Source organism: Streptomyces sp. NPDC058864 (assembly GCF_042742985.1).
GTDB lineage: Bacteria > Actinomycetota > Actinomycetes > Streptomycetales > Streptomycetaceae > Actinacidiphila.
The window spans coordinates 88897-113471 of sequence record NZ_JBHYMQ010000023.1; the positions used below are offsets into that span (position 1 = coordinate 88897).

Below are 24575 nucleotides of genomic sequence, written 5' to 3' on the forward strand. Positions count from 1 at the left end.
GGGACAGGGCCCTGCGGCTTGAAGAAATGCGACAGGGCGCCCCGTAGGATCACGGGTATGGCAGGTCCGGACAGCCCGCGCCGCGACACCCGGGGCATCGTCGACGCCCCGGAGCTGTTCGCCCGCGTCCGCTTCCGGCGCCGGGCGCCCGCGCCCGCGCTGCGGCCGTACCTGGAGCACTACTGGCTGATCGACTGGGACCTCGCCGAGCCGTACGCCTCGCACGTCGTGCCGCACCCCTCGGTCAACATCGTCTTCCAGCGGCACGGCACCACCCCGGAGTTCTGCGAGGTCGCGGGCATCGGGCTCGAACTGTTCACGCAGAAACTGGAGGCCGCCGGACGCGTCTGCGGCATCCAGTTCCGGCCGGGCGGCTTCCGGCCGTTCGCGCCCGCGGTGCCGGTCTCGCACTGGACGGGGCGACGCGTCCCGCTGGACGAGGCGCTGCCCGGCCACGGGACCGCGCCGGGCGCGGTGCTCGGCCCGCGCGACGAGGACGCCCGCGTCGCCGCCCTCGACGCGTTCCTGCTGTCGCTCTCCCCCGCGCCCGACCCGCAGGCGGCCCTCGCGACGGCCCTGGCCGACCGCATCCGGCACGACCGGACCATCCTCCGGGTCGAGGACTTCGCCCGCGCCGAGGGCATGTCGGCCCGCTCGCTGCAGCGGCTGTTCGCGGCGTACGTCGGCGTCAGCCCGAAGTGGGTCATCCTCCGCTACCGCATCCACGAGGCCCTGGAGCGCGCGGAGTCCGAGACGTCCGTCGACTGGTCCGCCCTCGCCGCGGAACTCGGCTACAGCGACCAGGCCCATCTGGTGCGGGACTTCACCGCGACCGTCGGTGTGCCGCCCACCGCCTACGCGGGCTGAGCGCCGGGGGCCTACGGCCCGCGCAGGTGCCGCCGGGCCCGGCCGTCACCATGGCGGCGTCCGCGATCCCCGCCGCGTCACTCGCCGCGCTCGGAACCCGCCTCCATGACGGCCCGCAGTTCGGCGAAGCGCCGGGCCTGCGGCGTGCCCGCGGCCAGCTCGCTGAGGGCGTACGCCGTGGTCTTGAAGCCGTCCCGGTGGTGGAACTCCGCCCCCCAGGCAGCCAGTCGCACCGCGACCACCTCGTCCCGCGCCAGACGCTGGGTGCCCCACGGGTTGACGGCCACGATCCCGGCCGGGCCGACTTCGAGCCGCACCCTGAAGACGTTCCACCACAAGAAGAGCGTGACGCCGACGGCGATTGCCGACCACAGCCCGGCCGACCGGGCCGCCGCCACGTCCGGAGCGGCGACCCAGCCGGCCCAGCCGACGAGCGCTTTCACGCCGAGGACCGACGGGAGCAGGATGCCCACCACGCGGCCCACCCCGCCCACCCGCCGCACCGTTGCCGATTCCCCGCTCTGTTCGTCCATGCCCGCATTGTGGCCGTGCCCCAGGTCCCAGGGGCGGCAGGGTTACCAACTCCTGACCTCCGCACATGCGTCGGAGACGGCCACCGCGGGGCATAACGACATCGAGTGCGCGCAAACGGCCCCATCCCCCCACACGCTCACAGGTCACGTCGCCTCACGCGGCACAGGAGGCCTGCCCCATGACCGATCCCATCACGCCCCGGCTCACCCCAATCCCCGTCGACGGCATGACGCCGTGCGGCCGCGTCGCCACCGGCGCGGCGGACCCGTGCGGGGAGGCCGCCCGGTGGCACATCCAATGGCTGCCCGGGGACGGCTCGTTCGCGTGCGCGGCGCACATGGCGGAGGCGCGGCGGCTGTTCGCGTACGTCGACCGCCACCAGGTCGGCCCGGACTGCAACATGCCGGGGGCGCTGTGGGCGGCGGGGCGCTGCGCCGTGCCCCGGGGCCAGGCGCGGGCGGCTTGACCCCGACGGCGGACCCCGGGGCTCAGCCCGAGAAGGCGTCCAGGATGCGCGCGGCGGCCAGCGTGGGCGTCAACGTGCCCTCGCGGACCTGACGTTCGATCTCCGGGGTCAGCCTGCGCACCTCGGGGTGGCCACGGAGACGGCCCAGCAGCTCCTCGCGGACCATGCTCCAGGCCCACTCCATCTGCTGGTCGCGCCGCTTGGCCGCCAGCCGTCCCGTGGACTCCAGCAGCGTGCGGTGCTGCTCCAGCCGCTCCCACAGGGCCTCGAGGCCGGTACCCTCGCGGGCGCTGCAGGTCAGCACGGGCGGGGTCCAGGCGGCGTCCACGGGGGTCATCATCCGCAGGGCGCCCGACAGTTCGCGTGCGGCGGCGCGGGCGTCGCGCTCGTGCGGGCCGTCGGCCTTGTTGACGGTGATGACGTCGGCGAGCTCCAGCACGCCCTTCTTGATGCCCTGGAGCTGGTCGCCGGTACGGGCCAGGGTCAGCAGCAGGAAGGTGTCGACCATGCCCGCGACCGCCGTCTCGGACTGGCCGACGCCCACGGTCTCCACGAGCACCACGTCGTACCCTGCCGCCTCCACGACGACCACGGACTCCCGGGTCGCCTTGGCCACGCCGCCCAGCGTCCCTGCCGACGGCGAGGGCCGCACAAAGGCCGAGGGGTCCACCGCCAGCCGCTCCATGCGGGTCTTGTCGCCCAGGATGGAGCCGCCGGTCAGCGTGGACGACGGGTCGACGGCGAGCACCGCGACCCGGTGACCTAGGCCGGTGAGCAGGGTGCCGAAGGCGTCGACGAAGGTGGACTTGCCCACCCCCGGCACCCCGCTGACGCCGATCCTGCGGGCCTTGCCCGCGTGCGGCAGCAGCTCGGTCAGGAGCCGCTGGGCGAGCTCCCGGTGATCGGGCCGCGACGACTCCACCAGGGTGATGGCGCGCGCGATCCAGGCCCGGGAGCCGTCGAGCACGCCCTTGACGTACGCGTCCAGGTCGATGACGGGAGGCATGGGCTCACAGTTCGTGGCCGAGCGCGGCAGCGAGCCGCGTGACCAGGTCGTACGCCGAGTCGGGGATGACGGTGCCGGGCGGGAAGACCGCGGCCGCGCCCATGCCGAGCAGTTCGGGGACGTCCTGCGGCGGGATGACGCCGCCGACCACGATCATGATGTCCTCCCGGCCCTCCGCCGCCAGTTCCTCGCGCAGCGCGGGCACCAGCGTGAGGTGGCCGGCGGCGAGCGAGGAGACGCCGACGATGTGCACGTCGGCCTCCACCGCCTGCCGGGCGACCTCGGCCGGGGTCTGGAAGAGCGGCCCGACGTCCACCGTGAAGCCCAGGTCGGCGAAGGCGGTGGCGATCACCTTCTGGCCGCGGTCGTGGCCGTCCTGGCCCATCTTGGCGACGAGGATGCGCGGGCGGCGGCCCTCCGCCTCCTCGAAGCGGTCGACCAGCGCGCGGGTGCGGTCCACGGACGGCGACTCCCCTGCCTCGTTGCGGTACACGCCGGAGATCGTACGGATCTGGCCGGCGTGCCGGCCGTACACCTTCTCCAGGGCGTCGGAGATCTCGCCGACGGTCGCCTTGGCGCGGGCGGCGTCGACCGCGAGCGCCAGCAGGTTGCCCTCCAGGCCCCGTCCCGCGCCGCGCTCGGCGGCGGCGGTCAGCGCGGCGAGCGCGTCCCGGCAGGCGGCCTCGTCGCGCTCCTCGCGCAGCCGGCGCAGCTTGGCGATCTGCTGCGCGCGCACGGAGGAGTTGTCGACCTTGAGGACCTCGATCTGCTCGTCGCTGTCCACCCGGTACTTGTTGACGCCGATGACCGGCTGGCGTCCGGAGTCGATGCGCGCCTGGGTGCGGGCCGCGGCCTCCTCGACGCGCATCTTGGGGATGCCCGCGTCGATCGCCTGCGCCATGCCCCCGGCCTTCTCGACCTCCTGGATGTGCTGCCAGGCGCGCCGCGCCAGGTCGTACGTCAGCCGCTCGACGTAGGCGGAGCCGCCCCACGGATCGATGGCCCGGTTGGTGCCGGACTCCTGCTGCAGCAGCAGCTGCGTGTTGCGGGCGATGCGCGCGGAGAAGTCCGTCGGCAGCGCCAGGGCCTCGTCGAGGGCGTTGGTGTGCAGCGACTGGGTGTGGCCCTGAGTGGCGGCCATCGCCTCCACGCAGGTGCGCGTGACGTTGTTGAAGACGTCCTGCGCGGTGAGCGACCAGCCGGAGGTCTGCGAATGGGTGCGCAGGGAGAGCGACTTGTCGTTCTGCGGCTCGAACTGCCGGACCAGCTTGGCCCACAGGAGCCGGGCCGCGCGCAGCTTGGCGACCTCCATGAAGAAGTTCATGCCGATCGCCCAGAAGAACGACAGCCGCGGCGCGAAGGCGTCGACGTCCAGGCCCGCGCCGAGCCCGGCGCGCAGGTACTCCACGCCGTCGGCGAGGGTGTAGGCCAGCTCCAGGTCGGCCGTGGCCCCGGCCTCCTGGATGTGGTAGCCGGAGATGGAGATCGAGTTGTAGCGCGGCATCTTCTGCGAGGTGTACGCGAAGATGTCGGAGATGATCCGCATCGAGGGCTTGGGCGGGTAGATGTAGGTGTTGCGGACCATGAACTCCTTGAGGATGTCGTTCTGGATGGTCCCCGCCAGCTTCTCGGGCGGTACGCCCTGCTCCTCCGCGGCGACGATGTAGAGCGCCAGCACCGGCAGCACGGCGCCGTTCATCGTCATCGACACGGTCATCCGGTCCAGCGGGATGCCGTCGAAGAGCTGCCGCATGTCGTAGATGGAGTCGATGGCGACGCCGGCCATGCCGACGTCGCCGGTGACGCGCGGGTGGTCGCTGTCGTAGCCGCGGTGGGTGGGCAGGTCGAAGGCGACCGACAGGCCCTTCTGGCCGGCGGCCAGGTTGCGCCGGTAGAAGGCGTTGGACTCCTCGGCGGTGGAGAAGCCCGCGTACTGCCGGATCGTCCAGGGCTGGTTGACGTACATCGTCGGGTACGGGCCGCGCAGGTAGGGCGCGATGCCCGGGTAGGTGCCCAGGAAGTCCAGGCCCTCCAGGTCGCGGCCCGTGTAGAGCGGCTTGACGCCGATGCCCTCGGGCGTCTCCCACACCAGGTCCTCGGCGCCGCGGCCGGTGGTCTCCTTGACCGCGGCGCGCCACTGCTCCTCGGTGGCGCCGTTCCCGGCGCCCGGTCCCAGCTCGATCTCCGAGAAGTCCGGGATCCGCATCACGCCACTCCCATCCGGTCGAGAACGGAGGTCAGGACGGCGACCGCGTCGCCGCCCGCGAAGACGAAGCCGTCTACGCCGGCCGCCGTGTAGGCGGCCTCGTGCTCCCCGGGGCGGCCGGCCAGGAGCACCCGGTCCGCGCCCGCGGCCTTCAGGGCCGCGGCGACGTCCGCGGCGTGCTCCTCGTAGAGCGCGTCGCTGGAGCACAGGCACGCCACCCGCGCCCCGCTGCGGGAGAAGGCCTCGGCCGCGGTCGCGGCGTCGACCGTCACCGGGTCGTGGACGGGCTCGACGCCGCCGGCCTGGAGGAGGTTGGCGGCGAAGGTGACCCGGCCGCTGTGCGCGGCGGCGGGGCCGATAGCGGCCAGGAAGGCCTTCGGGCGGGACCCGGTCGCGGCCAGGTGGGCGTCCGAGCGGGCGCGCAGGGCCTCGTAGGCCCCGTCCCGGCGGACCTTGGGAAGCCCCCCCGAGGGGGCGGCCGGGGCCGGGTCGCGCTCGACGGGCGGCTCGGACAGCAGCGGGAACTCGCTGACGCCGGTGATGGGCTCGCGGCGCCTGGCCAGCGCCCGCGTGCGCTTCGCCCAGGTCGCGGCCAGCCGGTCGGCGACCAGGCCGCAGGCGAGGGCGGCGGCCTGTCCGCCGGCCCGCTCCAGCTCCTGGAACCAGGACCAGGCGGCCCCGGCGAGTTCGTCGGTGAGCCGCTCCACGTACCAGGAGCCGCCCGCGGGGTCGACGACCCGGGCCAGGTGGGACTCCTCCAGGAGGATGGTGGAGGTGTTGCGGGCGATGCGACGGGCGAAGGCGTCTGGCAGGCCGAGCGCGTGGTCGAACGGCAGCACCGTGACGGAGTCCGCGCCGCCGACACCGGCGCCGAGCGTGGCGACGGTGGTGCGCAGCATGTTCACCCACGGGTCGCGGCGGGTCATCATCACCGGCGAGGTGACGGCGTGCTGGCGCTGCCCCGCCGCGGTCGCGGTCGCGCCGCACACCTCGGCGACACGGGCCCACAGCCGGCGCGCGGCACGCAGCTTGGCGATCGTCAGGAACTGGTCGGCGGTGGCGGCGTAGCGGAACTCCAGCTGCCCGCAGGCGGCGTCGACCGGCAGCCCGGCCTCGGTGAGCGCCCGCAGGTAGGCCACGCCGGTGGCGAGGGAGGCGCCGAGTTCCTCGGCGGCCGAGCCGCCCGCCTCGTGGTACGGCAGGGCGTCCACGGTCAGTGCGCGCAGGCCCGGGTACGCCTCGTGGGCCCGGCGGGCGAGTCTCGCGGCGGCGGCGGTGTGCGCGGCGAGCGCGTCCGCGTCACCGGTACGGGCGACGTGGCCGAGGGGGTCTGCGCCGAGGTTGCCGCGCGCGTCCGCGCGGGCCACGCCGCGTTCGTCGTAGAGCCCGAGCAGCGCCTGCCCGGCGGCCTCGAATTCCGCGCCGGCGTCGAGGACGACCGGGGCGAGGTCGAGGTAGACGCCGTCCAGGGCCGTGCCGAGCGCGGACACCGGGAGCCCGGCCTCGCCCAGGACGAGCCAGAGGGAGGTGACGCCGTTCTCCAGGTCGGCGAGCACGGCCTCGTTCGTGCGGGCCGCGTCGGGCCGTGCGTGGCGCTGGCGTACGTCCCAGCCGCCGAGGACGCCGCCCGCCGGGGCCCCGCCCCGGGTGAAGGGCGCGAAGCCGGGGAGGCCGACGCCGTCGCCGAAGGCGTCGGGCGCGTCGGGCGCGGTGTACAGCGGGCGCGTGGTGAGCCCGTCTTCGAGGGGGGTGGACAGCGCGTCCTCCGCCGCCTGACCCGGGACGTCCTTGCCCGCCTTGCGCAGGACGCCCTCTACGAGGCGCCGCCACTGCTCGTGGGTCGCGTCCGGGAATTCGGCGGCCAGAGAAAGCCCGTCATCAGGCAGGACCGTCATGCTCAGAGGTTAGTGCCCGTTAGCAGGTGAGCAGCAGGGGGCACACCTGTGACCTTGCCCATTCCGGTGCGCCCTTGATCCGTTCGGACGCGATGCTCTATCCGGCGCGCCGTCCGACGGCGCCGCCGGCGCTATTCGACGGCCCGTCCGGACGCCCCGGCACGGGCGCCGGTCGTGGCCTCCGTGAGGTCGGCGACCTGCCGGCGCAGTTCGCGGACCTCCCGCAGCAGTTCCTCGGTGACCTCCTGGACCCGGCGGTTCTCCTCCTCGTCCTCCTGGAAGCGCGCCAGGAACCAGGCGGCGATGTTGGCGGTGACCACACCGAGCAGGGCGATGCCCGAGAGCATCAGCCCGACGGCGATGAGCCGGCCGACGCCGGTGGTGGGTGAGTGGTCGCCGTAGCCGACCGTCGTCATCGTGGTGAAGGACCACCACAGGGCGTCGCCGATGGTGCGGATGTTGCCGTGCGGGGAGCCGCGCTCGGCCTCGAGGACGGCGACCGACCCGAACGCCAGCAGGCCGAGCACCGCACCGACGACATAGGTCGTCAGGCGCACCTGAGCCGCCAGCCGTACCCGCTGGCCGACCAGGAAGAGCGCGGACACCAGCCGCAGCAGGCGCAGCGGCTGGAGCAGCGGGAGGACGACCACCGCCAGGCTGAGCGGCTGCCGCTTGACGAACTCCCACCGCCGCTCGCTCAGGCCCAGGCGGACCGCGTAGTCGGCGGCGAACAGGGCCCAGACCGTGCGCTCCGTCCAGTGCGCGGTGGTGATGAGCGCGGGGTCGGCCGCCGGCACCAGGATCGGCAGGGCGTACGCGGCACCGAACACCACGGCCAGCGCGAGCAGCGGCGCCCTGGTCTGCTGCTCCCAGCGTTCGAGACGGTTCATGGGGGCAGTATCCCCCGCGCCCCGTACCCCGGTGGCGCCGATCCGCGTCCACGGGCAGCCGCTGACCTGCGGCGACGGCGGGTCTTCGGCACTCGGCCGGGCCGCTCGGGGATCCACCGGGGCAGCGGTCTCCTCGGGCACGCCGGACCGGGAGAGCGTCACGACGGTACGGATCGGCCCTCGGTCGCCGCTGACCGGGCTCCGCTCGAAACGCACCACGCGGCGCCGTGCCGTCACCCGCGTCTCGCAGTCGAACGGGCGGACATGACCGGCGGTCATGTCGCCGTACACGGGTGAGGTTGCCGAGGTGGACGCGCGCGCGTCCGCGGCGGTCCGCGTGGGACAGGGCTTCGGCGACGTCGAATCCCGCGGCGGAGAAACGGTCGTCCGCGGGCGGTGGCCGGCCGCGTCACGGTGGATCGGCGCTCCCCTGCGGGCGGTTGCTCCCGGACGGCGGCGGAGACCACCGGGCCGTGGCCGCCGCCACCGCGAGCGGACTGTCCCCGGCCCGTCCTGGAACCCGATCCCGTACGCGCCGATGGCATGGCCGGGCCTGATCGCGGCGTCGCCGACCGCGGACCGGGTTGGGGCAGGTTTCCCGAACGGTTAGCGCACTGGCCCCCACTTGTTCGGACAAGTTGAGGAGACTGACGCCCCCGCACATCCGGCGGCCCCCCGCAACTCCCGGGAGACAGACCCTTCATGAACGCCCTCGACCGCAGAAGGTTCATGCAACTGGCGGGTGGTACCGCCGCCCTGACCGCGCTGTCCACCAGCATCGCCCGCGCGGCGGAGATACCCGCGCACCGGAGCACCGGCTCCATCAAGGACGTCGAGCACATCGTGGTCCTGATGCAGGAGAACCGCTCCTTCGACCACTACCTCGGCACCTTGCGCGGCGTCAGGGGGTTCGGGGACCCGCACCCCGTGACGCTGCCGAGCGGCAAACCGGTCTGGCACCAGTCGGACGGCACGAGGGAGGTGCTGCCCTTCCACCCGGACGCCGACGACCTCGGCCTGGCCTTCCTGGAGGACCTGCCGCACGGGTGGAAGGACACCCAGACCGCCTTCAACAAGGGCAGGTACGACCGGTGGATCCCGGCCAAGTCCGCCACGACGATGGCGCACCTGACCCGCGAGGACATCCCGTTCCACCACGCGCTCGCCGACGCGTTCACGGTCTGCGACGCCTACCACTGCTCCTTCATGGGCTCCACCGACCCGAACCGCTACTACATGTGGACGGGCCACACGGGCAACGACGGCAAGGGCGGCGGCCCCGTCCTCGGCAACGACGAGAAGGGCTACTCCTGGACGACCTATCCCGAGCGGCTGGAGAAGGCCGGGGTCTCCTGGAAGATCTACCAGGACGTCGGCGACGGCCTGGACGCCGCGGGCGGCTGGGGCTGGATCGACGACGCCTACCGCGGCAACTACGGCGACAACTCGCTGCTGTACTTCGACCAGTACCGCAACGCGAAGCCCGGCGACCCGCTGTACGACAAGGCCCGCACCGGCACCGACGCGCGCAAGGGCGAGGGCTTCTTCGACGTCCTGCGCGCCGACGTCAAGGCCGGGAAGCTGCCGGAGGTCTCCTGGGTCGTGGCCCCCGAGGCGTTCACCGAGCACCCCAACTGGCCTGCCAACTACGGCGCCTGGTACATCTCGCAGGTCCTCGACGCGCTCACCTCCAACCCGGAGGTGTGGAGCAGGACCGCGCTGTTCATCACCTACGACGAGAACGACGGGTTCTTCGACCACGTCGTGCCGCCGTTCCCGGCCGGCTCGTCCGCGCAGGGCGCCTCCACCGTCGACGTCGGCCTCGACGTCTACGCCGGCGACAGCGGGCGCCCGGCGGGTCCGTACGGCCTGGGCCAGCGCGTCCCGATGTTCGTCGTCTCCCCCTGGAGCAGGGGCGGCTACGTCTGCTCGCAGACCTTCGACCACACCTCCATCATCCGGTTCATGGAGCGCCGCTTCGGCGTGACCGAGCCCAACATCTCCCCCTGGCGCCGCGCCGTCTGCGGCGATCTGACGAGCGCCTTCGACTTCCGGCACAAGGACAGCCGCACCCCGCGGCTGCCCGGCACCGACGGCTACCTCCCGCCGGACGGCGACCGCCACCCCGACTACTCGCCGGTCCCGCCCGCCGTGGGCTCGCTGCCCCGTCAGGAGCGCGGTCTGCGCCCCGCGCGGCCCGTCCCGTACGACCTCTCCGCGGACGGCGGGATCAGCGCCGCGGGCACGCTGCGGGTCGAGTTCGCGTCCCACGGCGAGGCCGGCGCCGGCTTCCTGGTCACCTCCACGACGGACGCCTCCGGTCCGTGGACGTACACCGTCGGGTCGGGGCACTCGCTCACGGGCACCTGGGACGTCCCGGCAGGCGTCCACGGCGACTACGACGTCACCGTGCACGGCCCCAACGGCTTCCTGCGCCGGTTCGCCGGCCGGGCGGCGGCGGCCGGTGCCGAGGTCAGCGCCCGCCACGACGGCAGGAGCGGCGCCGTGCGCCTGGTCCTGACCAACCACGGCCACGCGACGGTCACGCTCACGGTCCGGGACGGCTACGGCGAGCACAAGGCGGCCTCCCACCGGCTGCGTCCGGGCGCCCACGTGGTCCACGTCGCCGGGACCGAGCGCACCCACGGCTGGTACGACCTGACCGTCACCGCCGGCCACGACGGCGGCTTCGAGCGCCGTCTCGCCGGCCACGTCGAGACGGGCCGGGACAGCACCAGCGACCCGGCGATCGGCGGCTGACCGCCACTCGCGCCCGGCGCGCCCGCTACATCGGCTCGACGTAGCGGGCGCGCCACTCCGGGCGGGGGTCGGCGCCCGGGCTCGTCCAGTACTCGCGGCCGGCGACGACCCGTCCGTCGCGGACGGTCCAGAACGACGCCGCGTGGAACATCCCGAGGTGCACGTGCGGCACCTCGACCTCCGAGACTGCCTGGTCCCCGTCGGCCACCACCCTGAGCACGCGGATCGACCAGCCCTCCGGGTACACGCTGTTGACGGCGAGGAAGTTGGCCCTGCCGACGATGCGCTCGCCGCTCACGGGCCACTCCACCACGGCGTCCTCGGCGATCAGTTCACCGGCACCGGCCCAGTCGCGCGCCTGGATCCGCTGCCACAACTCCTCGACGACCTTCGCAGACTCCATGCTCACAGCATGCCGGACGGCGCGCCGCCAGGACCCCGGTACGGCAGGGTCTGCCGGTAGACCACGCTCGTCGTCACACTCCCGAACTGCGCGAGTTGGTCCATGACGTCCTCCAGGTGGCCCATGGAGGCGGCGGCCACCTTCAGCACGTAGCACTCCTCCCCCGTGGTGCGCAGGCACTCCAGGATCTCCGGGCGCTCCCCGAGCAGCCGGTGCAGGGGTTCGTGCCGGCTGCCCGGGTACTTCAGGCGGACGACCGCGAGCACCAGGTATCCGGCCTTGCCGAGGTCGACCTCGGCGCGGTAGCCGGTGATGACCCCCAGGGCCTCCAGCCGGCGGACCCGCTCGGTCGTCGCGGAGGCGCCGAGGCTGACCCGGCGGGCCAGTTCGGTGAAGGGGACCCGGCCGTCGCGCTGCAGCTCGGTGAGGATCGCCCAGTCGGTCGCGTCGAGATTCTCGGCCATACGGCGAAGATACCGGCGGATCCACGGCGGGACGCCGCCCGCACCGGGAGGAACCCCTTCCTGGCGGGAGTGCCGACTGGATAGCCTGACGGGGTGCGAATCGGTGTGAACGTCCCGAATTTCGGGCCCGGAACCGACCCCGGCGTGCTGCGCGACTGGGCGCGGACGGTGGAGGGGCTGGGCTTCGACCTGCTGATGGTCTCCGACCACGTGGTGGTCACCGCGGACGTGGCGGAGCAGTACCCGGCGCCCTTCTACGAGCCCTTCACCACCCTGTCGTGGCTCGCCGGCGTCACCGACAGGATCCGGCTGGGGACGACGGTGCTGATCCTGCCGTACCGGCACCCGCTGCTGACGGCCCGGATGGCCGCGAACCTCAACATGCTCAGCGGCGGCCGGCTGGTGCTCGGCGTGGGAGTGGGCTGGGCGCGGCAGGAGTTCGCGTCGCTCGGCGTCCCGTTCGAGCGGCGCGGCGCGCTGACGGACGAGCACCTGACGGCCCTGCGCGAGGCCTGGAAGGACGGGGCGGACTACGCCGGCGGCCCCGTGCCGCTGTGGATCGGCGGCAACAGCGCGGCGGCACGCCGGCGGGCGGTCCGCGTCGGCGACGCCTGGCATCCGCTGCGGTTCACCCTGCCGTGGCTGCGCGAGGCCGCCGCGGGGCTCGGGGCTCAGGCGCACGAGCAGGGCCGGCCCGTACCCGCCCTCACGCCCCGCATCGCGCTGCGGCTCACGGCGGAGCCGGTGACCGGTCCGGACCGGCTCGCGGGTGAGGGCACCCTCGAGCAGGTCATCGCCGACCTCGCGGAACTGCGGGCGCTCGGCGCGGACACCGTCGTCCTGGACCCCTTCAACGGCGACCCCCGCGAGATCCTGCGCCCGCACACGGCGTGGCAGGCGCTCGCGGCGGTCGCCGCCCACCGCTCACGATCGGAGTGACGATGACCGACGAGATGACGACCCGCCTGCTGCGCCGGGCGGTCGAACTGGCCGCCGAGGCCCGCGCGTCCGGCAACCCGCCCTTCGGCTCGCTGCTGGCCGGCCCGGACGGGACCGTGCTCGCCGAGGACCGCAACAGCAGCCTGAGCGACGGCGACATCACCGCCCACCCCGAGCTGAAGCTGGCGCGGTGGGCGGCCCGGGAGCTCGATCCGGCCACCGCGGCCGCCACCACCATGTACACCAGCTGCCAGCCCTGCGGGATGTGCGCGGGCGCCATCGAGCGCTCGGGGCTGGGCCGCGTCGTCTACGCGCTGTCCACCGACCAGCTCACCGGGCTCAAGTCGCCCGCGGCCAAGGCCGGTTTCCCGCACGTGCCGCAGGACGGCCCGGCCCTGTACGACGAGGCCCGCGTCCCGGTCGAGGGCTACTACTGATCCCGCGGGCCCCGCTGATCCCGCCGCGCCCCCTCACTCCTGCTTCTCGCCCGAGGCGAAGCGGGAGATGATCAGGGCGACGATGATGATGGCCCCGTTGAGGAACTGGTTCCACAGCGGGGGCACGCCCGCCAGGGTCATCACGTTGACGACGAGCTGCAGGGTCAGGACGCCGGTCAGCGCGCCGAAGAGCGTGCCGCGGCCGCCGTTGAGGCTGACCCCGCCGATGACGGTCGCGGCGAAGACCTGGAAGATCCAGCCGCTGCCCTGGTCGGCGGAGATCGAGCCGTAGTGCCCGCTGTAGAGCACGCCCGCGAAGGCCGCGAGCACGCCGCCCACGATGAGCACCACCCAGGTGATCCGGTCCACCCGGATTCCGGCCGTGCGCGCGGCCTCGGGGTTGCCGCCGATCGCGTACAGCGCCCGGCCGTGCCTCAGCCAGGCGAGCGCGCAGCCGCCGACCGCGAAGAGCAGGGCGCAGACCCAGATCGCGGCGGGCACCCCGGCCCAGGAGGCGTGCCCGAGGTAGGTGAACGAGGCGGGCAGTTCGACGATGGAACGGCCCTCGGAGATGGCGATCTGCAGCCCGCGCAGCATGGTGAGCGCGCCGAGGGTGACGATGAAGCCGTTCAGCCGCAGCTTGAGGATGAAGAAGCCGTTGACGGCGCCGATGACCGCGCCGACCAGCAGGCACACCGGTATCGCCGTCCAGACCGGCAGCAGTTCCAGTCCGGTGAAGCGGCCGCCCGTCGCGGGCAGCACGAGCCAGACGGCGATCACGGGCGCGACACCGATGGTGGACTCCAGCGACAGGTCCATCCGGCCCGCGATGAGGATCAGCGCCTGGGCCAGCACGAGCAGGCTGAGCTCGGTGGACTGCTGGGCGACGCCGATGAGGTTGTCGGAGGTGAGGAAGGCCGGCGAGACGATGAAGCCGATGACGCCCAGCACCAGGATGGCGGGGACGAGGGACAGTTCACGGAAGCGGGCGAGTCCGCCCGGTACGCGGCGCGGCGTCCCGGCCGCGGCCGCCTCGGTGGCGGGCACCGGCGGCTCGGTGACGTCAGTGGTGGTGGACATGGCTAACCTTCCTGTTCCTCTCCCTGCTCGTTGTCCCGCTCCTGCGCGGCGGGACGGGCGGCCACGCCCTCCATGGCGGCGACCAGTTCCTCGTCGCGCCAGCCACGGCCGAACTCGGCGACCACCCGGCCGTGGAACATGGCCACGACCCGGTCGCACGCCCTGAGGTCGTCCAGTTCGTCGGAGACGACCAGCGCCGCCCGCCCGTCGTCGGCGACCTTGCGGATCCTGCCCAGCAGGAACTCCTTGGACCGCACGTCCACCCCGTTGGTGGGCCGCACGGCGACCAGCACATGGGGGTCGGTGGCCAGGGCTCGGGCGACCACCACCTTCTGCTGGTTGCCGCCGGACAGCGCGGAGACGGGGGTCCCCGCGCCCGGCGTCCTGATGTCCAGGTCCTTGATCATGCGCTCGGCGAACTCGCGGGTCCGTGAGGGCAGTACGGTGCCGTACGGCCCGAGCTGGTCGGTGACGGTGAGGGTGGCGTTCTCGGCCACGCTGCGCGAGCCGACCAGGCCCTGGTGGTGGCGGTCCTCGGGGACCAGGCCCACCCCCGCGGCCAGGGCGGCGGGGACGCCGGAGGCGCGGACCTCGCGCCCGGCCACGGTGATCCGCCCGGCGTCGGCGCGGTGCAGTCCGGCGAGGGTCTCCGCCAGCCGGACGTTGCCGCTGGCGGTGGCCCCGGCCAGGCCGACGACCTCGCCCGCACGCACCTCCAGGGAGACGTCCGCGTAGGCCTCGCGCAGGGTCAGGCCGGTCACGTCCAGCAGTGGCGCGCCCGTGCCGGCCGCGGCGCGGCCGGACGCCGGGGCGCCCGCCGCGGACGCGGTGGCGCTCTCCCCGGTCATCGCCTCGACCAGGGCGTCGTGGTCCAGTTCGGTCACCGGGGCGGTGACGATGTGGCGGGCGTCCCGGTAGACGGTGACGGTGCTGCAGAGGTCGTAGACCTCCTGGAGGTGGTGCGAGATGAAGAGGAAGGCCACGCCCTGCCGTTGCAGGTCGCGGAGCTTGTCGAAGAGCCGGGCGATGCCGCGGGCGTCGAGCCGTGCGGTGGGCTCGTCGAGGATGATGAAGCGCGCGCCGAAGGAGAGGGCGCGCGCGATCTCGACGAACTGCCGCTGTTCGACGGTGAGGTCGCGGGCACGTGCGGCCGGGTCGATGTCGACCCCGTACTCGCCGAGCAGTTCCGCCGCGCGGCGCCGCAGCGCCGTCCACCGGATGGGGCGCAGCGCGCCGGGGCTCTGCCGGTTGAGGAACAGGTTCTCGGCGACGGAGAGGTCGCCGATGACGGTGGAGCGCTGGTAGACGCAGGCGACCCGGGAGCGCCAGGCGTCGGTGTCGCCGACGGAGGGCGCCGGTTCGCCCGAGAAGCGCAGGGTGCCGGTGTCGGGCTGCTGGAGGCCGGTGAGGATGCCGACGAGGGTGGACTTGCCGGCGCCGTTGCGGCCCACGAGGGCGTGCGACTCGCCCGGGGCGACCGAGATGCCCGCGTCGCGCAGCGCCACGGTGGCGCCGAAGCGTTTGCCGATCCCGGTCGCCTCGGCCACGGCCGGGGGCGCGGTGGCGGGGTCCGCCATGGTGGTCTTCCGTTCTTCGGGTGCGGACGGGCGGTCAGCCGATGTTGTTGCCCCACAGGGCCTTGTCGTCGACGTTGTCCTTGGTCACCAGCGGCGCCGGGAGCTGGTCCTCCAGGCCGTTGGGGATGCTGACGATCGTCGAGTCGTGGTCGGTGGGTCCCGCCTTGAAGGTCTTCCCCTCGGCGGCGGCCTTGGCGTAGTACAGCGCGTACTTGGCGTAGAGGTCGGCGGGCTGGGAGACGGTGGCGTCGATCTCGCCCTTGCGGATGGCGTCCAGCTCCTGCGGGATGCCGTCGTTGGAGACGATGCTGATGTGGCCCTTCTGCCCGGCCGGCTTGAGCAGGCCCTTCTGCTTGAGCAGGGCCAGCGTCGGCTGCAGGAAGACACCGCCGGCCTGCATGTAGATGCCGTTGAGGTCGGGGTGCTGCGCCAGCAGGCTCTGCAGCTTGGCGGAGGCGACGTCGCCCTTCCAGTCGGTGGGCAGCTCGAAGACCGTGATGCCGGGGAACTTCTCCTTCATGCAGGCCGCGAACGCCTCGGAGCGGTCGCGTCCGTTGATGGAGTCCAGGGCGCCCTGGAACTCGGCGACCTTGCCCTTGCCGCCCAGCTGCTCGCCCAGGAACTCGCAGGCCTTGGTCCCGTACGCCTTGTTGTCCGCGCGCACGACCATGTAGACGTCGCCCTTGTCGGGACGGGTGTCCACGCTGACCACCGGGATCTTCTTGCCGGCGAGGGTGTCGAGGGTGGAGGCGATGGCGCCGGTGTCCTGCGGGGCCATGACGACGGCCTTGGCGCCGGTGTTCTCGAAGACCTGGACGTTGGCGACGAGCTTGGTGATGTCGTTCTGCGAGTTGCTCCGCGGCAGCGCGTTCAGCCCGTCGTCCTCGATGCCCTTCTCGATGTACTGCGCGTAGGAGTTCCAGAAGTCGGAGTCGGAGCGCGGCAGGTCGATGCCGATGGCGGGCTTGTCGTCGCCGGAGCCGGCGGCGGTGCCGGTGCTGCCGCGGTTGCAGGCGGTGGCGAGGGCGGCCGTGACGAGCACGGTCGCGGCGATCGCGGCGGTGGAGCGCGTGCGGGCGGGCTTCATGCCGTGTTCTCCCTGTCCGGGTGAGCCGGGGCTATTCATCCGAGGTATCCCGGACGAGAGGAAGGTAAGTCCGTCCCGCGACCCTGACAACCCCTTATACGGACACGATCGAATGGAGTTCGACTGACGAGACATCCGAGGAATGGATTGCCAGTCCCGTCCCGGGGGCCTAGAGTCACCGTGGCGCGAGACCTCCGATGTCTTGGCCAGGCCGAGCGTGAAAGGCAGCCACTTGTCCGCAACCTCCGCCCGCATCACCGCGATCGACACCCACGACATCCGCTTCCCCACCTCCCGGGAACTGGACGGCTCGGACGCGATGAATCCGGATCCCGACTACTCCGCCGCGTACGTGGTGCTGCGCACCGACGCCGACGACGGCCACGAGGGGCACGGCTTCGTCTTCACCATCGGACGCGGCAACGACGTCCAGGTCGCGGCGATCGAGGCACTCCGCCCCCATCTCGTCGGCCGGCCGGTCGAGGAGCTGTGCGCCGACCCCGGCTCCGTGGCGCGCGACCTGACCGGCGACAGCCAGCTGCGCTGGCTGGGGCCCGAGAAGGGCGTGATGCACATGGCGATCGGAGCGGTCGTCAACGCCGTGTGGGACCTGGCCGCCAAGCGCCGGGGCCTGCCGCTGTGGCGGCTGCTGGCCGAGGCCGACCCCGAATGGCTCGTCTCCCAGGTCGACTTCCGCTACATCGCCGACGCCCTCAGCCCCGAGCGCGCGCTCGAACTGCTGCGCGCGGGCCGCGCGGGCGCCGCCGAGCGCGCCGCCGCGCTGCTCGAGCGCGGCTACCCCGGCTACACCACCTCGCCAGGCTGGCTCGGCTACTCCGACGAGAAGCTGACCCGGCTCGCCAAGGAGGCCGTGGCCGACGGCTTCACCCAGATCAAGCTCAAGGTCGGCGCCGACCTGGGCGACGACGTACGGCGCATGCGCGCGGCCCGTGCCGCCGTGGGTCCGGACGTGCGCATCGCGATCGACGCCAACCAGCGGTGGGGCGTCGCCGAGGCCGTCGACTGGGTCACCGCCCTGGGCGAGTTCGACCCGTACTGGATCGAGGAACCCACCTCCCCCGACGACGTCCTCGGCCACGCCGCGATCCGCAAGGCGGTCGCCCCGGTCCGGGTCGCCACCGGCGAGCACGTGCAGAACCGCATCGTCTTCAAGCAGTTGCTGCAGGCCGGCGCGATCGACGTGCTGCAGATCGACGCGGCGCGGGTCGGCGGGGTCAACGAGAACCTGGCGATCCTGCTGCTGGCCGCGGCCTTCGGCGTCCCGGTGTGCCCGCACGCGGGCGGCGTCGGGCTGTGCGAACTGGTCCAGCACCTGTCGATGTTCGACTTCGTGGCGCTGACCGGGACGACCGAGGACCGCGCCATCGAGTACGTGGACCACCTCCACGAGCACTTCACCACGCCGGTCGTCATGCGCCGCGGCCACTACACCGCCCCGGTGGCGCCCGGTTTCTCGGCGCAGATGCGACCGGAATCGATCGACGCGTACCGCTACCCCGACGGTACGTTCTGGGTGGCGGACCGGGCACGGCAGGAAGGTGGGACGGCATGAGCGAGGAGTTGCGCGACCTGGAGGGCCTCGGCGCCCTGGTGACGGGCGGTGCCTCCGGGATCGGCCTGGCGACCGCGCGGCTGCTGGCCGCGCGCGGTGCCCGGGTCGCCGTACTGGACCTGGCGCCGGACGGGCTGCCCGCGCAGCTGACCGGCTTCAAGGCCGACGTCTCCGACGACGCCTCCACCCGGGACGCCGTGGACGCCGCGGCGGAGGCTCTCGGCGGCCTCGACGTGCTCGTCAACAACGCGGGCATCGGCGCGGCGGGCACCGTCGAGGACAACCCCGACGAGCAGTGGCACCGCGTGCTCGACGTCAATGTGCTCGGCATGGTGCGCACCACCCGCGCGGCGCTCCCGTACCTGCGGCGCTCGGCCCGGCCCGCGATCGTCAACACCTGCTCCATCGCCGCCACCGCCGGGCTGCCGCAGCGCGCGCTGTACAGCGCCAGCAAGGGCGCCGTGCTCTCGCTGACCCTGGCGATGGCGGCCGACCACGTCCGCGAGGGCATCCGGGTCAACTGCGTCAACCCCGGCACCGCCGACACCCCGTGGGTGGCCCGGCTGCTGGACGCCGCCGACGACCCCGAGGCGGAACGCGCCGCCCTCGACGCCCGGCAGCCGATGGGCCGGCTGGTGACCGCCGACGAGGTCGCCGCCGCCATCGTCTACCTGGCGAGCCCGGCCGCGGCCTCCGTCACCGGCACCGCGCTCGCGGTGGACGGCGGCATGGCCGGACTGCGGCTGCGCCCGGCCGGGCAGTGAGGAACCGGACCGCCATGCGCACCACCACCCTGGGCCGCAGCGGTGTCGCCGTCACCGAGGTGGGCTTCGGCGCCGCCCCGATCGGCAACCTCTTCACCCCGGTCGGCGACGACGCCGCCCGCGCGGCCGTGGACGCCGCCTGGGACGCCGGCGTCCGCTACTTCGACACCGCGCCCCACTACGGGCTCGGCCTGTCCGAGCAACGGCTCGGCGCCGCCCTGCGCGACCGGCCACGGGCCGAGTACACCGTCTCGACCAAGGTGGGACGGCTGCTGGAGCCCGGCGGTCCGGGCGGGGACGACCTGGCGAACGGCTTCGCCGTGCCCGCCCGGCTGCGCCGGGTCTGGGACTTCAGCGCCGACGGCATCCGGCGCTCCGTCGAGGCCAGTCTGGAGCGCCTGGGCCTGGACCACGTCGATCTGGTCTACCTCCACGACCCCGACGACCACGCCGAGGAGGCCTTCGGGCAGGGCTACCCGGCACTGGAGCGACTGCGCTCGGAGGGCGTCGTCCGCGCGATCGGCGCGGGCATGAACCAGACCGCCATGCTCGCCCGTTTCCTGCGGGACACCGACGTCGACGTGGTGCTGATGGCCGGCCGCTACACGCTGCTGGAGCAGGAGGGCCTGGCCGACGTGCTGCCGCTTGCGGCGTCCCGCGGCGCGAGCGTGGTCGTGGGCGGCGCCTTCAACTCCGGTCTGCTGATCGACCCGGGCGAGGGCGCCACGTACGACTACGCCCCCGCCCCGGAGCCCGTGCTCGCCCGCGCCCGCCGTCTGCGGTCGGTGACCGGCCGGCACGGCGTGCCGCTGCGCGCGGCCGCGCTGCGCTTCCCCGCGGCCCATCCCGCCGTCGCGAGCACGCTGGTGGGGCTGCGCTCCGCCGACGAGGCACGGGACACCGCCGCCATGCTGCGGCTGCCGCTCCCGGCCCCGATGTGGGCCGACCTGCGCGCCGAGGGCCTGCTCGGCGCGGACGTACCCGTACCGGACGAGGAGGTGGCATGAGGGTCGCCCTGCACACCAAGGTGCGAACGGACCGGATCACCGAGTACGAGGCGGCGCACCGCGAGGTGCCCGCCGAACTGACCGCCGCCATCCGCGGCGCGGGCGTGCGGGAGTGGACGATCTGGCGCAGCGGCGGTGACCTCTTCCACCTGCTGGACGTCGACGACTACCCGGCGATGCTCGCCGCGCTGGAACGGCTGCCCGTCAACATCGCCTGGCAGGCGCGGATGACGGAGCTGCTGGAGGTCGCCCACGACTACTCCGCCGAGGGCGCCGGGGCGCCGCTGCCGGTGGTGTGGCAGCTGTGACCGCGCCGGAGGGCATCGTCGACGCGCACCACCACCTGTGGGACCTGTCGGTGCGCGACCAGGACTGGATCACCGGGGAACGGCTCGCCCCGCTGCGCCGCGACTTCTCCCTCGCCGATCTGGAGCCGGAGGCGAAGGCCGCGGGCGTCACCGCGACCGTCCTCGTCCAGACCGTCACGGTCGCCGAGGAGACCCCGGAGTTCCTGGCGCTGGCCGCGGGCAGCGACCTGGTGGCCGGGGTGGTCGGCTGGACCGACCTGACGGACCCGGCGGTCGCCGACCGGCTGGCGGCCCTGCGCGAACTGCCCGGCGGGGAGCGCCTGGTGGGGATCCGCCACCAGGTGCAGGGCGAGCCCGACCCGCAGTGGCTGCTTCGTCCCGACGTACTGCGCGGGCTGCGCGCGGTGGCCGACGCCGGGCTCGTCTACGACCTGGTGGTGCTCCCCCACCAGCTCCCGGCCGCCACCCGCGCCGCGGGCCTCGTGCCCGGGCTGGTGTTCGTCCTCGACCACCTGGGCAAGCCGCCCATCGCCGGGGGCGCCCTGCACCCGTGGAGCGAGGACGTGCGGGCGCTGGCCGCACGGCCCAACACCGCCTGCAAGCTGTCCGGCATGGTCACCGAGGCCGACTGGGACACCTGGACGGCGGCGGATCTCGCACCCTACGCCGCCACCGTGCTCGACGCGTTCGGGCCGGACCGCCTCATGTTCGGATCCGACTGGCCGGTGTGCCGGCTCGCCGCGTCCTACGCCGAGGTGGTCGACACCGCCCGCACCCTGACCGGCGGACTGGCCGACGCCGAGCGGCGGGAGGTCTTCTCCGGGACGGCACGGCGCGTCTACGGGCTCTGATCCCCCGCACGGACGGCCCCGGGCGGGGCGGAGGTGATTAGACTCCCACCCCTGGCGGCACGAGGGACGGGCGTGGGCGCGTGAGCGACGGCAGACCGGACACACCCCCGGCGGGCGGGACGGGGCGGCTCACCGTGCGCGACGTCCTCGACCTGGACCTGGTGACGCCCTGGGTGCCGGAGGTCGTGGCCGGTTCCGCCCATCTGCACCGCGCGGTGCGCTGGCTGCACGTGGCCGAGGCGCTGGACGTCGGCGTCATGCTCAGCGGCGGGGAGATGGTGCTGACCACCGGCCTGCTGCTGGCGGGCGACGAGCGGGCGCAACGCGAGTACGTCGAGTCGATGCAGCGCGCCGACGTGGCGGCGGTCGTCCTGGGCCTCGGCCGGGCGTACCGTACGACGCCCGAGCCGATGCGCCGGGCCGCCGAACGGTGCGGGGTGCCGCTGATCGTGCTGCACCGGCCGGCGCCGTTCGCGCGGCTCACCGAGGAGGTGCACGCGCGGCTGGTGCACGGCCGGTTCGCCGCGCTCGACCTCTCCGACCGGATCCGCTCCTCGCTGACCGCGCTCAACCTCTCCGGCGCCAGCCTCCAGCAGGTCCTGGACGAGATCGCGGCGCACAGCGGATGTCCCGCCGTCGTCGTGAACCTCGCGCAGCGCGTGCTGGCCTCGGCCGGGGACAAGGGTTCGCTCAACGACCTGCTGCGCGACTGGGAGCGGGTCTCCGGGCAGGTCGCCGAGCTGGCCGGCAGCGGCGCGGTGACGGTCGGCCCGGACGGCTGGGTCGTCGCGCCGCTGGAGGCCCGAGGCCGGCAGTGGGGGCGCCTGGTGCTCTTCGGCCATCGCGGCCCGGAGGAGTTCGGCCGGGTGCTGGGCGCCCGGGCCTCCGAGGCACTGGCCATGCACCGCCTCCTCGGCGACCAGGACCGGGGCTGGGAGGACCAGGCCGCCGAATCGCTGCTGCACGACCTGGCGACGGGTACCGCCCGCCCCGAGCAGCTCGTCACCCGGGTGCGCGCCGCGGGCCTCCCGGTCAACCGGCGCACCTTCGTGCCCGTCGTCGTCCGCCCCCTCGGCGCGGTGCCCGCGGGCCGGGACGACATGCCGGAACTGATCGAGCACGCGCTGGCCGAACTCCCCGGCGTCGCCGGGCTGGTGGCCCGGATCGGCTCCGCGGGCACGGCCGTCCTGCTGAGCATCCCCGCCGGTCAGGACGCCGACGCCGCCGTGCACAAGGTGGCGGTGCGGGTGCACGGGGAACTGGCCGGGCGCAGCCGCACCGCGGTGGTCGGCGCGGGCTTCGGCTGCCGGGAACTGGACGAGGTCCGCCGCTCCTTCGTCGAGGCGGTGCACGTGGCGGACGCGGCGGTCGCCGGCCCTCCTGACGCGCCGGTGGCCCGGCTGCGCGACGTACGGCTGCGGGGCCTGGTGCGCCTGCTGCGCGACGAGCCGGAGCTGCAGGCCTTCATCGGACGGGAACTGGGGCCCCTGCTGGGGAACCCGGCGCTGCTGGAGGTGCTGCGCACCTACCTGGCGACGGGCCGCAACAAGTCGGCGGCCGCCCAGGTGCACCACGTCAGCCGGCCCGCCCTGTACCGGCGGCTGCAGAGCATCGAGTCGCTGCTCGGCATCGACCTGGACGACTGGGAACAGCTCACCTCGCTCTACGTGGCACTGCTCGCGCACGAGGCGCAACGCGCCGCGGGGCCCGGGTCCGGCCGCTGAGCGAGCCGGGCCCGGGCCCCGGTGCGGGGCGCCGGGGTCAGCTCCTGCGGTCGGGCGCCAGACGGCTGAGCAGGACGTACACGAGCAGTGCGGCGGCGAGGCCGACGGCCCACCCGTAGTCAGCGAGCGGCTTCAGGAAGGGGATCATCCCGTCGACGGGGAACGGCCCCTGCTTGACGCCCTTGGCGTCGAGCCCGGAGTGCGAGCCGCCGATGGCCAGGACACCGCCGACCGCGAACGCCGCCAGCGCACGCCAGTTCCACCCGCCGTCGTACCAGTAGCGGCCCTCCGTCCGGTACAGGTCGGCGAGTTCGAGCCGGGTACGGCGCAGGATCCAGTAGTCGGCGATGAGGATGCCGGCCACGGTGCCGAGCAGGCCGCCGACGGTGCCGAGCCAGGTGAAGATGTACGCCTGCGGACTGGCCAGCAGCTTCCACGGGAAGATGACGACGCCGACGACCGCGGTGATCAGCGCGCCGGCGCGGAAGCTGATCCTGCGGGGCGCGATGTTGGACAGGTCGAAGGCGGGCGAGACCACGTTGGCCGCGATGTTGACCGAGAGGGTGGCCACCAGCACCGTGATCAGTGCGAAGAGCACCGCCGCCCAGTTGTCGAGCTTCGCGGCCAGCGCCACCGGGTCCCAGATCGGCTCGCCGTAGACCGCCTGCGAGCCGGAGGTCACCAGCACCGACAGCAGCGCGAACAGCGTCATCGTGGTGGGCAGCCCGAGGGACTGCCCCCACAGCTGGGCGCGCTGCCCGGCCGCGTAGCGGGTGAAGTCGGGGATGTTGAGGGAGAGCGTCGACCAGAAGCCGATCATGCCCATGAGGGCGGGGAAGAAGACCTTCCAGAAGTCGCCGCCCCAGCCGAGGGCGGAGGGCTGGTCGAGCAGCGGGCCGAGGCCGCCCGCCTTGTTCGTCATCCAGATCAGCAGGGCGATGGCGCCGACGATGACGAAGGGGGCCGCCCAGTTCTCGAACCGCCGCACCATCTCCATGCCGCGCACGATGATCGCGACCTGGATGATCCAGAAGACGACGAAGGACAGCCACTGCGTCCACGGGTATCCGCCGATCGTCCCGGCGTTCGCCCACGAGTCGCCGAAGAGCTTCCCCGCGAGCAGGAAGATGCCGGAGCCGCCGATCCAGGTCTGGATGCCGAACCACACGCAGGCGACCGCCGCCCGGACCAGGGCCGGCAGGTTGGCGCCGCGCACCCCGAACGACGCACGGGCGAACACCGGGAACGGGATGCCGTACTTGGGACCGGCGTGGCCGGTGAGCAGCATCGGGACGAGCACGATGACGTTGGCGAGGGCGATGGTGAGCACCGCCTGCTTCCAGTCCATGCCGAGGGCGACCAGACCCGAGGCCAGGGTCCAGGAGGCCACGTTGTGGGCCATGCCGACCCACAGGGCGGTGAAGTTGTACGTGGTCCACTTCCGCTTGGCGAGCGGAACGGGGAGCAGGTCCTCGTTGGCGTAGGGGCCGGACGGGACGGCGTCGGGCGCGAGCTCGACGCGGCCGTCGGCCCCGGCTCTTCCGGCAGGGGGTGGAGCGGTGGCTGTCATGGCAGCCCCCTTCGTTCGAGGGGTACGGGGATCGAACGTGCCGTGCGGGGGGATGGCGGGGCCGGGATCAGGCGCGGAGCGCGGGGATGACGGTGGAGCCGTAGACGTCGATCACGGACTCCCTGGCGTCCTGCATGTCGTACAGGGCGAACTGGTCGACGCCGAGG

Annotated in this window: 22 protein-coding genes; 11 read left to right on the forward strand and 11 right to left on the reverse strand. The window is 73.5% G+C overall.

Going from position 1 to position 24575, the window contains the following annotated elements; all coding sequences use genetic code 11:
• Positions 1 to 57 precede the first annotated feature (57 nt).
• A complete protein-coding gene (locus tag ACFW3D_RS19650) occupies positions 58 to 867 on the forward strand; it encodes a DUF6597 domain-containing transcriptional factor (RefSeq protein WP_500505462.1) in 810 nt (269 codons plus the stop codon).
• Between the two features lie 77 nt (positions 868 to 944).
• Here the strand turns inward: ACFW3D_RS19650 and ACFW3D_RS19655 are convergent, their stop codons facing one another.
• Positions 945 to 1400, reverse strand: a complete 456-nt coding sequence (locus tag ACFW3D_RS19655; protein WP_500505463.1) for a PH domain-containing protein — start codon at positions 1398 to 1400, stop codon at positions 945 to 947.
• A 179-nt stretch (positions 1401 to 1579) separates the two neighbouring features.
• Between ACFW3D_RS19655 and ACFW3D_RS19660 the strand changes: the two genes are divergently transcribed.
• On the forward strand, positions 1580 to 1867 hold the full coding sequence (locus tag ACFW3D_RS19660; RefSeq protein ID WP_500505464.1) for a hypothetical protein: 288 nt from the start codon (positions 1580 to 1582) through the stop codon (positions 1865 to 1867).
• Positions 1868 to 1889: 22 nt separating this feature from the next.
• Here the strand turns inward: ACFW3D_RS19660 and meaB are convergent, their stop codons facing one another.
• The 4 genes from meaB to ACFW3D_RS19680 form a co-directional block, all read right to left on the reverse strand.
• The gene (meaB, locus tag ACFW3D_RS19665; RefSeq protein ID WP_500505466.1) at positions 1890 to 2873 is read right to left on the reverse strand and encodes a methylmalonyl Co-A mutase-associated GTPase MeaB; all 984 of its coding nucleotides are present in this window, start codon (positions 2871 to 2873) and stop codon (positions 1890 to 1892) included.
• A gap of 4 nt (positions 2874 to 2877) precedes the next feature.
• Positions 2878 to 5079: a methylmalonyl-CoA mutase gene (scpA, locus tag ACFW3D_RS19670; protein WP_500505467.1), complete on the reverse strand. Its 2202-nt coding sequence runs from the start codon at positions 5077 to 5079 to the stop codon at positions 2878 to 2880.
• Positions 5079 to 6974, reverse strand: coding sequence for a methylmalonyl-CoA mutase small subunit (mutA, locus tag ACFW3D_RS19675; protein WP_500505468.1), 1896 nt, complete (start codon positions 6972 to 6974; stop codon positions 5079 to 5081). Before mutA ends, scpA begins: the two co-directional genes overlap by 1 nt.
• A 131-nt stretch (positions 6975 to 7105) precedes the next feature.
• Positions 7106 to 7864: a potassium channel family protein gene (locus ACFW3D_RS19680; protein ID WP_500505469.1), complete on the reverse strand. Its 759-nt coding sequence runs from the start codon at positions 7862 to 7864 to the stop codon at positions 7106 to 7108.
• Between the two features lie 702 nt (positions 7865 to 8566).
• Here ACFW3D_RS19680 and ACFW3D_RS19685 point away from each other — a divergent pair.
• Positions 8567 to 10624, forward strand: coding sequence for a phosphocholine-specific phospholipase C (locus ACFW3D_RS19685; protein ID WP_500505470.1), 2058 nt, complete (start codon positions 8567 to 8569; stop codon positions 10622 to 10624).
• Between the two features lie 25 nt (positions 10625 to 10649).
• On the opposite strand, the gene ACFW3D_RS19690 is transcribed toward ACFW3D_RS19685, so the two are convergent.
• Both ACFW3D_RS19690 and ACFW3D_RS19695 read right to left on the reverse strand, forming a co-directional pair.
• Complete coding sequence (locus ACFW3D_RS19690; RefSeq protein ID WP_500505471.1) at positions 10650 to 11027, reverse strand: nuclear transport factor 2 family protein; 378 nt, start codon at positions 11025 to 11027, stop codon at positions 10650 to 10652.
• A gap of 2 nt (positions 11028 to 11029) precedes the next feature.
• A complete protein-coding gene (locus ACFW3D_RS19695) occupies positions 11030 to 11491 on the reverse strand; it encodes an Lrp/AsnC family transcriptional regulator (RefSeq protein ID WP_500505472.1) in 462 nt (153 codons plus the stop codon).
• A gap of 93 nt (positions 11492 to 11584) precedes the next feature.
• On the opposite strand from ACFW3D_RS19695, the gene ACFW3D_RS19700 reads away from it, so the two are divergent.
• A complete protein-coding gene (locus ACFW3D_RS19700) occupies positions 11585 to 12430 on the forward strand; it encodes a TIGR03619 family F420-dependent LLM class oxidoreductase (protein ID WP_500505473.1) in 846 nt (281 codons plus the stop codon).
• A gap of 2 nt (positions 12431 to 12432) precedes the next feature.
• Complete coding sequence (locus ACFW3D_RS19705; RefSeq protein ID WP_500505474.1) at positions 12433 to 12867, forward strand: nucleoside deaminase; 435 nt, start codon at positions 12433 to 12435, stop codon at positions 12865 to 12867.
• 33 nt (positions 12868 to 12900) lie between these two features.
• Here ACFW3D_RS19705 and ACFW3D_RS19710 read toward each other — a convergent pair whose 3' ends face one another.
• The 3 genes from ACFW3D_RS19710 to ACFW3D_RS19720 are packed head-to-tail and all read right to left on the reverse strand — an operon-like array spanning position 12901 to position 16611.
• Entirely contained in the window at positions 12901 to 13947 is a 1047-nt protein-coding gene (locus ACFW3D_RS19710) for an ABC transporter permease (RefSeq protein WP_500505475.1), read from the reverse strand.
• Positions 13948 to 13949: 2 nt separating this feature from the next.
• Positions 13950 to 15524 (reverse strand): sugar ABC transporter ATP-binding protein, encoded by a 1575-nt coding sequence (locus tag ACFW3D_RS19715; protein WP_500505477.1) that lies wholly within the window; start codon positions 15522 to 15524, stop codon positions 13950 to 13952.
• Between the two features lie 34 nt (positions 15525 to 15558).
• Positions 15559 to 16611 carry a sugar ABC transporter substrate-binding protein gene (locus ACFW3D_RS19720; protein ID WP_500505478.1) on the reverse strand — a complete coding sequence of 351 codons (1053 nt, stop codon included), beginning with the start codon at positions 16609 to 16611 and terminating at the stop codon, positions 15559 to 15561.
• Positions 16612 to 16843: 232 nt separating this feature from the next.
• Here ACFW3D_RS19720 and ACFW3D_RS19725 point away from each other — a divergent pair, with 232 nt between their 5' ends.
• The 6 genes from ACFW3D_RS19725 to ACFW3D_RS19750 all read left to right on the forward strand — a co-directional run bounded on the left by ACFW3D_RS19725 (position 16844) and on the right by ACFW3D_RS19750 (position 22838).
• Complete coding sequence (locus ACFW3D_RS19725) at positions 16844 to 18184, forward strand: enolase C-terminal domain-like protein (protein ID WP_500505479.1); 1341 nt, start codon at positions 16844 to 16846, stop codon at positions 18182 to 18184.
• Entirely contained in the window at positions 18181 to 18948 is a 768-nt protein-coding gene (locus ACFW3D_RS19730) for an SDR family NAD(P)-dependent oxidoreductase (RefSeq protein ID WP_500505480.1), read from the forward strand. Before ACFW3D_RS19725 ends, ACFW3D_RS19730 begins: the two co-directional genes overlap by 4 nt.
• Positions 18949 to 18962: 14 nt before the next feature.
• A complete protein-coding gene (locus tag ACFW3D_RS19735; RefSeq protein WP_500505481.1) occupies positions 18963 to 19955 on the forward strand; it encodes an aldo/keto reductase in 993 nt (330 codons plus the stop codon).
• Positions 19952 to 20263, forward strand: coding sequence for an L-rhamnose mutarotase (locus tag ACFW3D_RS19740; RefSeq protein ID WP_500505483.1), 312 nt, complete (start codon positions 19952 to 19954; stop codon positions 20261 to 20263). The genes ACFW3D_RS19735 and ACFW3D_RS19740 overlap by 4 nt, the downstream gene beginning before the upstream one ends.
• Complete coding sequence (locus tag ACFW3D_RS19745; protein ID WP_500505485.1) at positions 20251 to 21114, forward strand: amidohydrolase family protein; 864 nt, start codon at positions 20251 to 20253, stop codon at positions 21112 to 21114. Before ACFW3D_RS19740 ends, ACFW3D_RS19745 begins: the two co-directional genes overlap by 13 nt.
• 80 nt (positions 21115 to 21194) lie before the next feature.
• Positions 21195 to 22838 (forward strand): PucR family transcriptional regulator, encoded by a 1644-nt coding sequence (locus tag ACFW3D_RS19750; protein WP_500505487.1) that lies wholly within the window; start codon positions 21195 to 21197, stop codon positions 22836 to 22838.
• Positions 22839 to 22875: 37 nt separating this feature from the next.
• Here ACFW3D_RS19750 and ACFW3D_RS19755 read toward each other — a convergent pair whose 3' ends face one another.
• On the reverse strand, positions 22876 to 24408 hold the full coding sequence (locus tag ACFW3D_RS19755; protein WP_500505488.1) for an NCS1 family nucleobase:cation symporter-1: 1533 nt from the start codon (positions 24406 to 24408) through the stop codon (positions 22876 to 22878).
• Between the last annotated feature and the right edge of the window lie 167 nt (positions 24409 to 24575).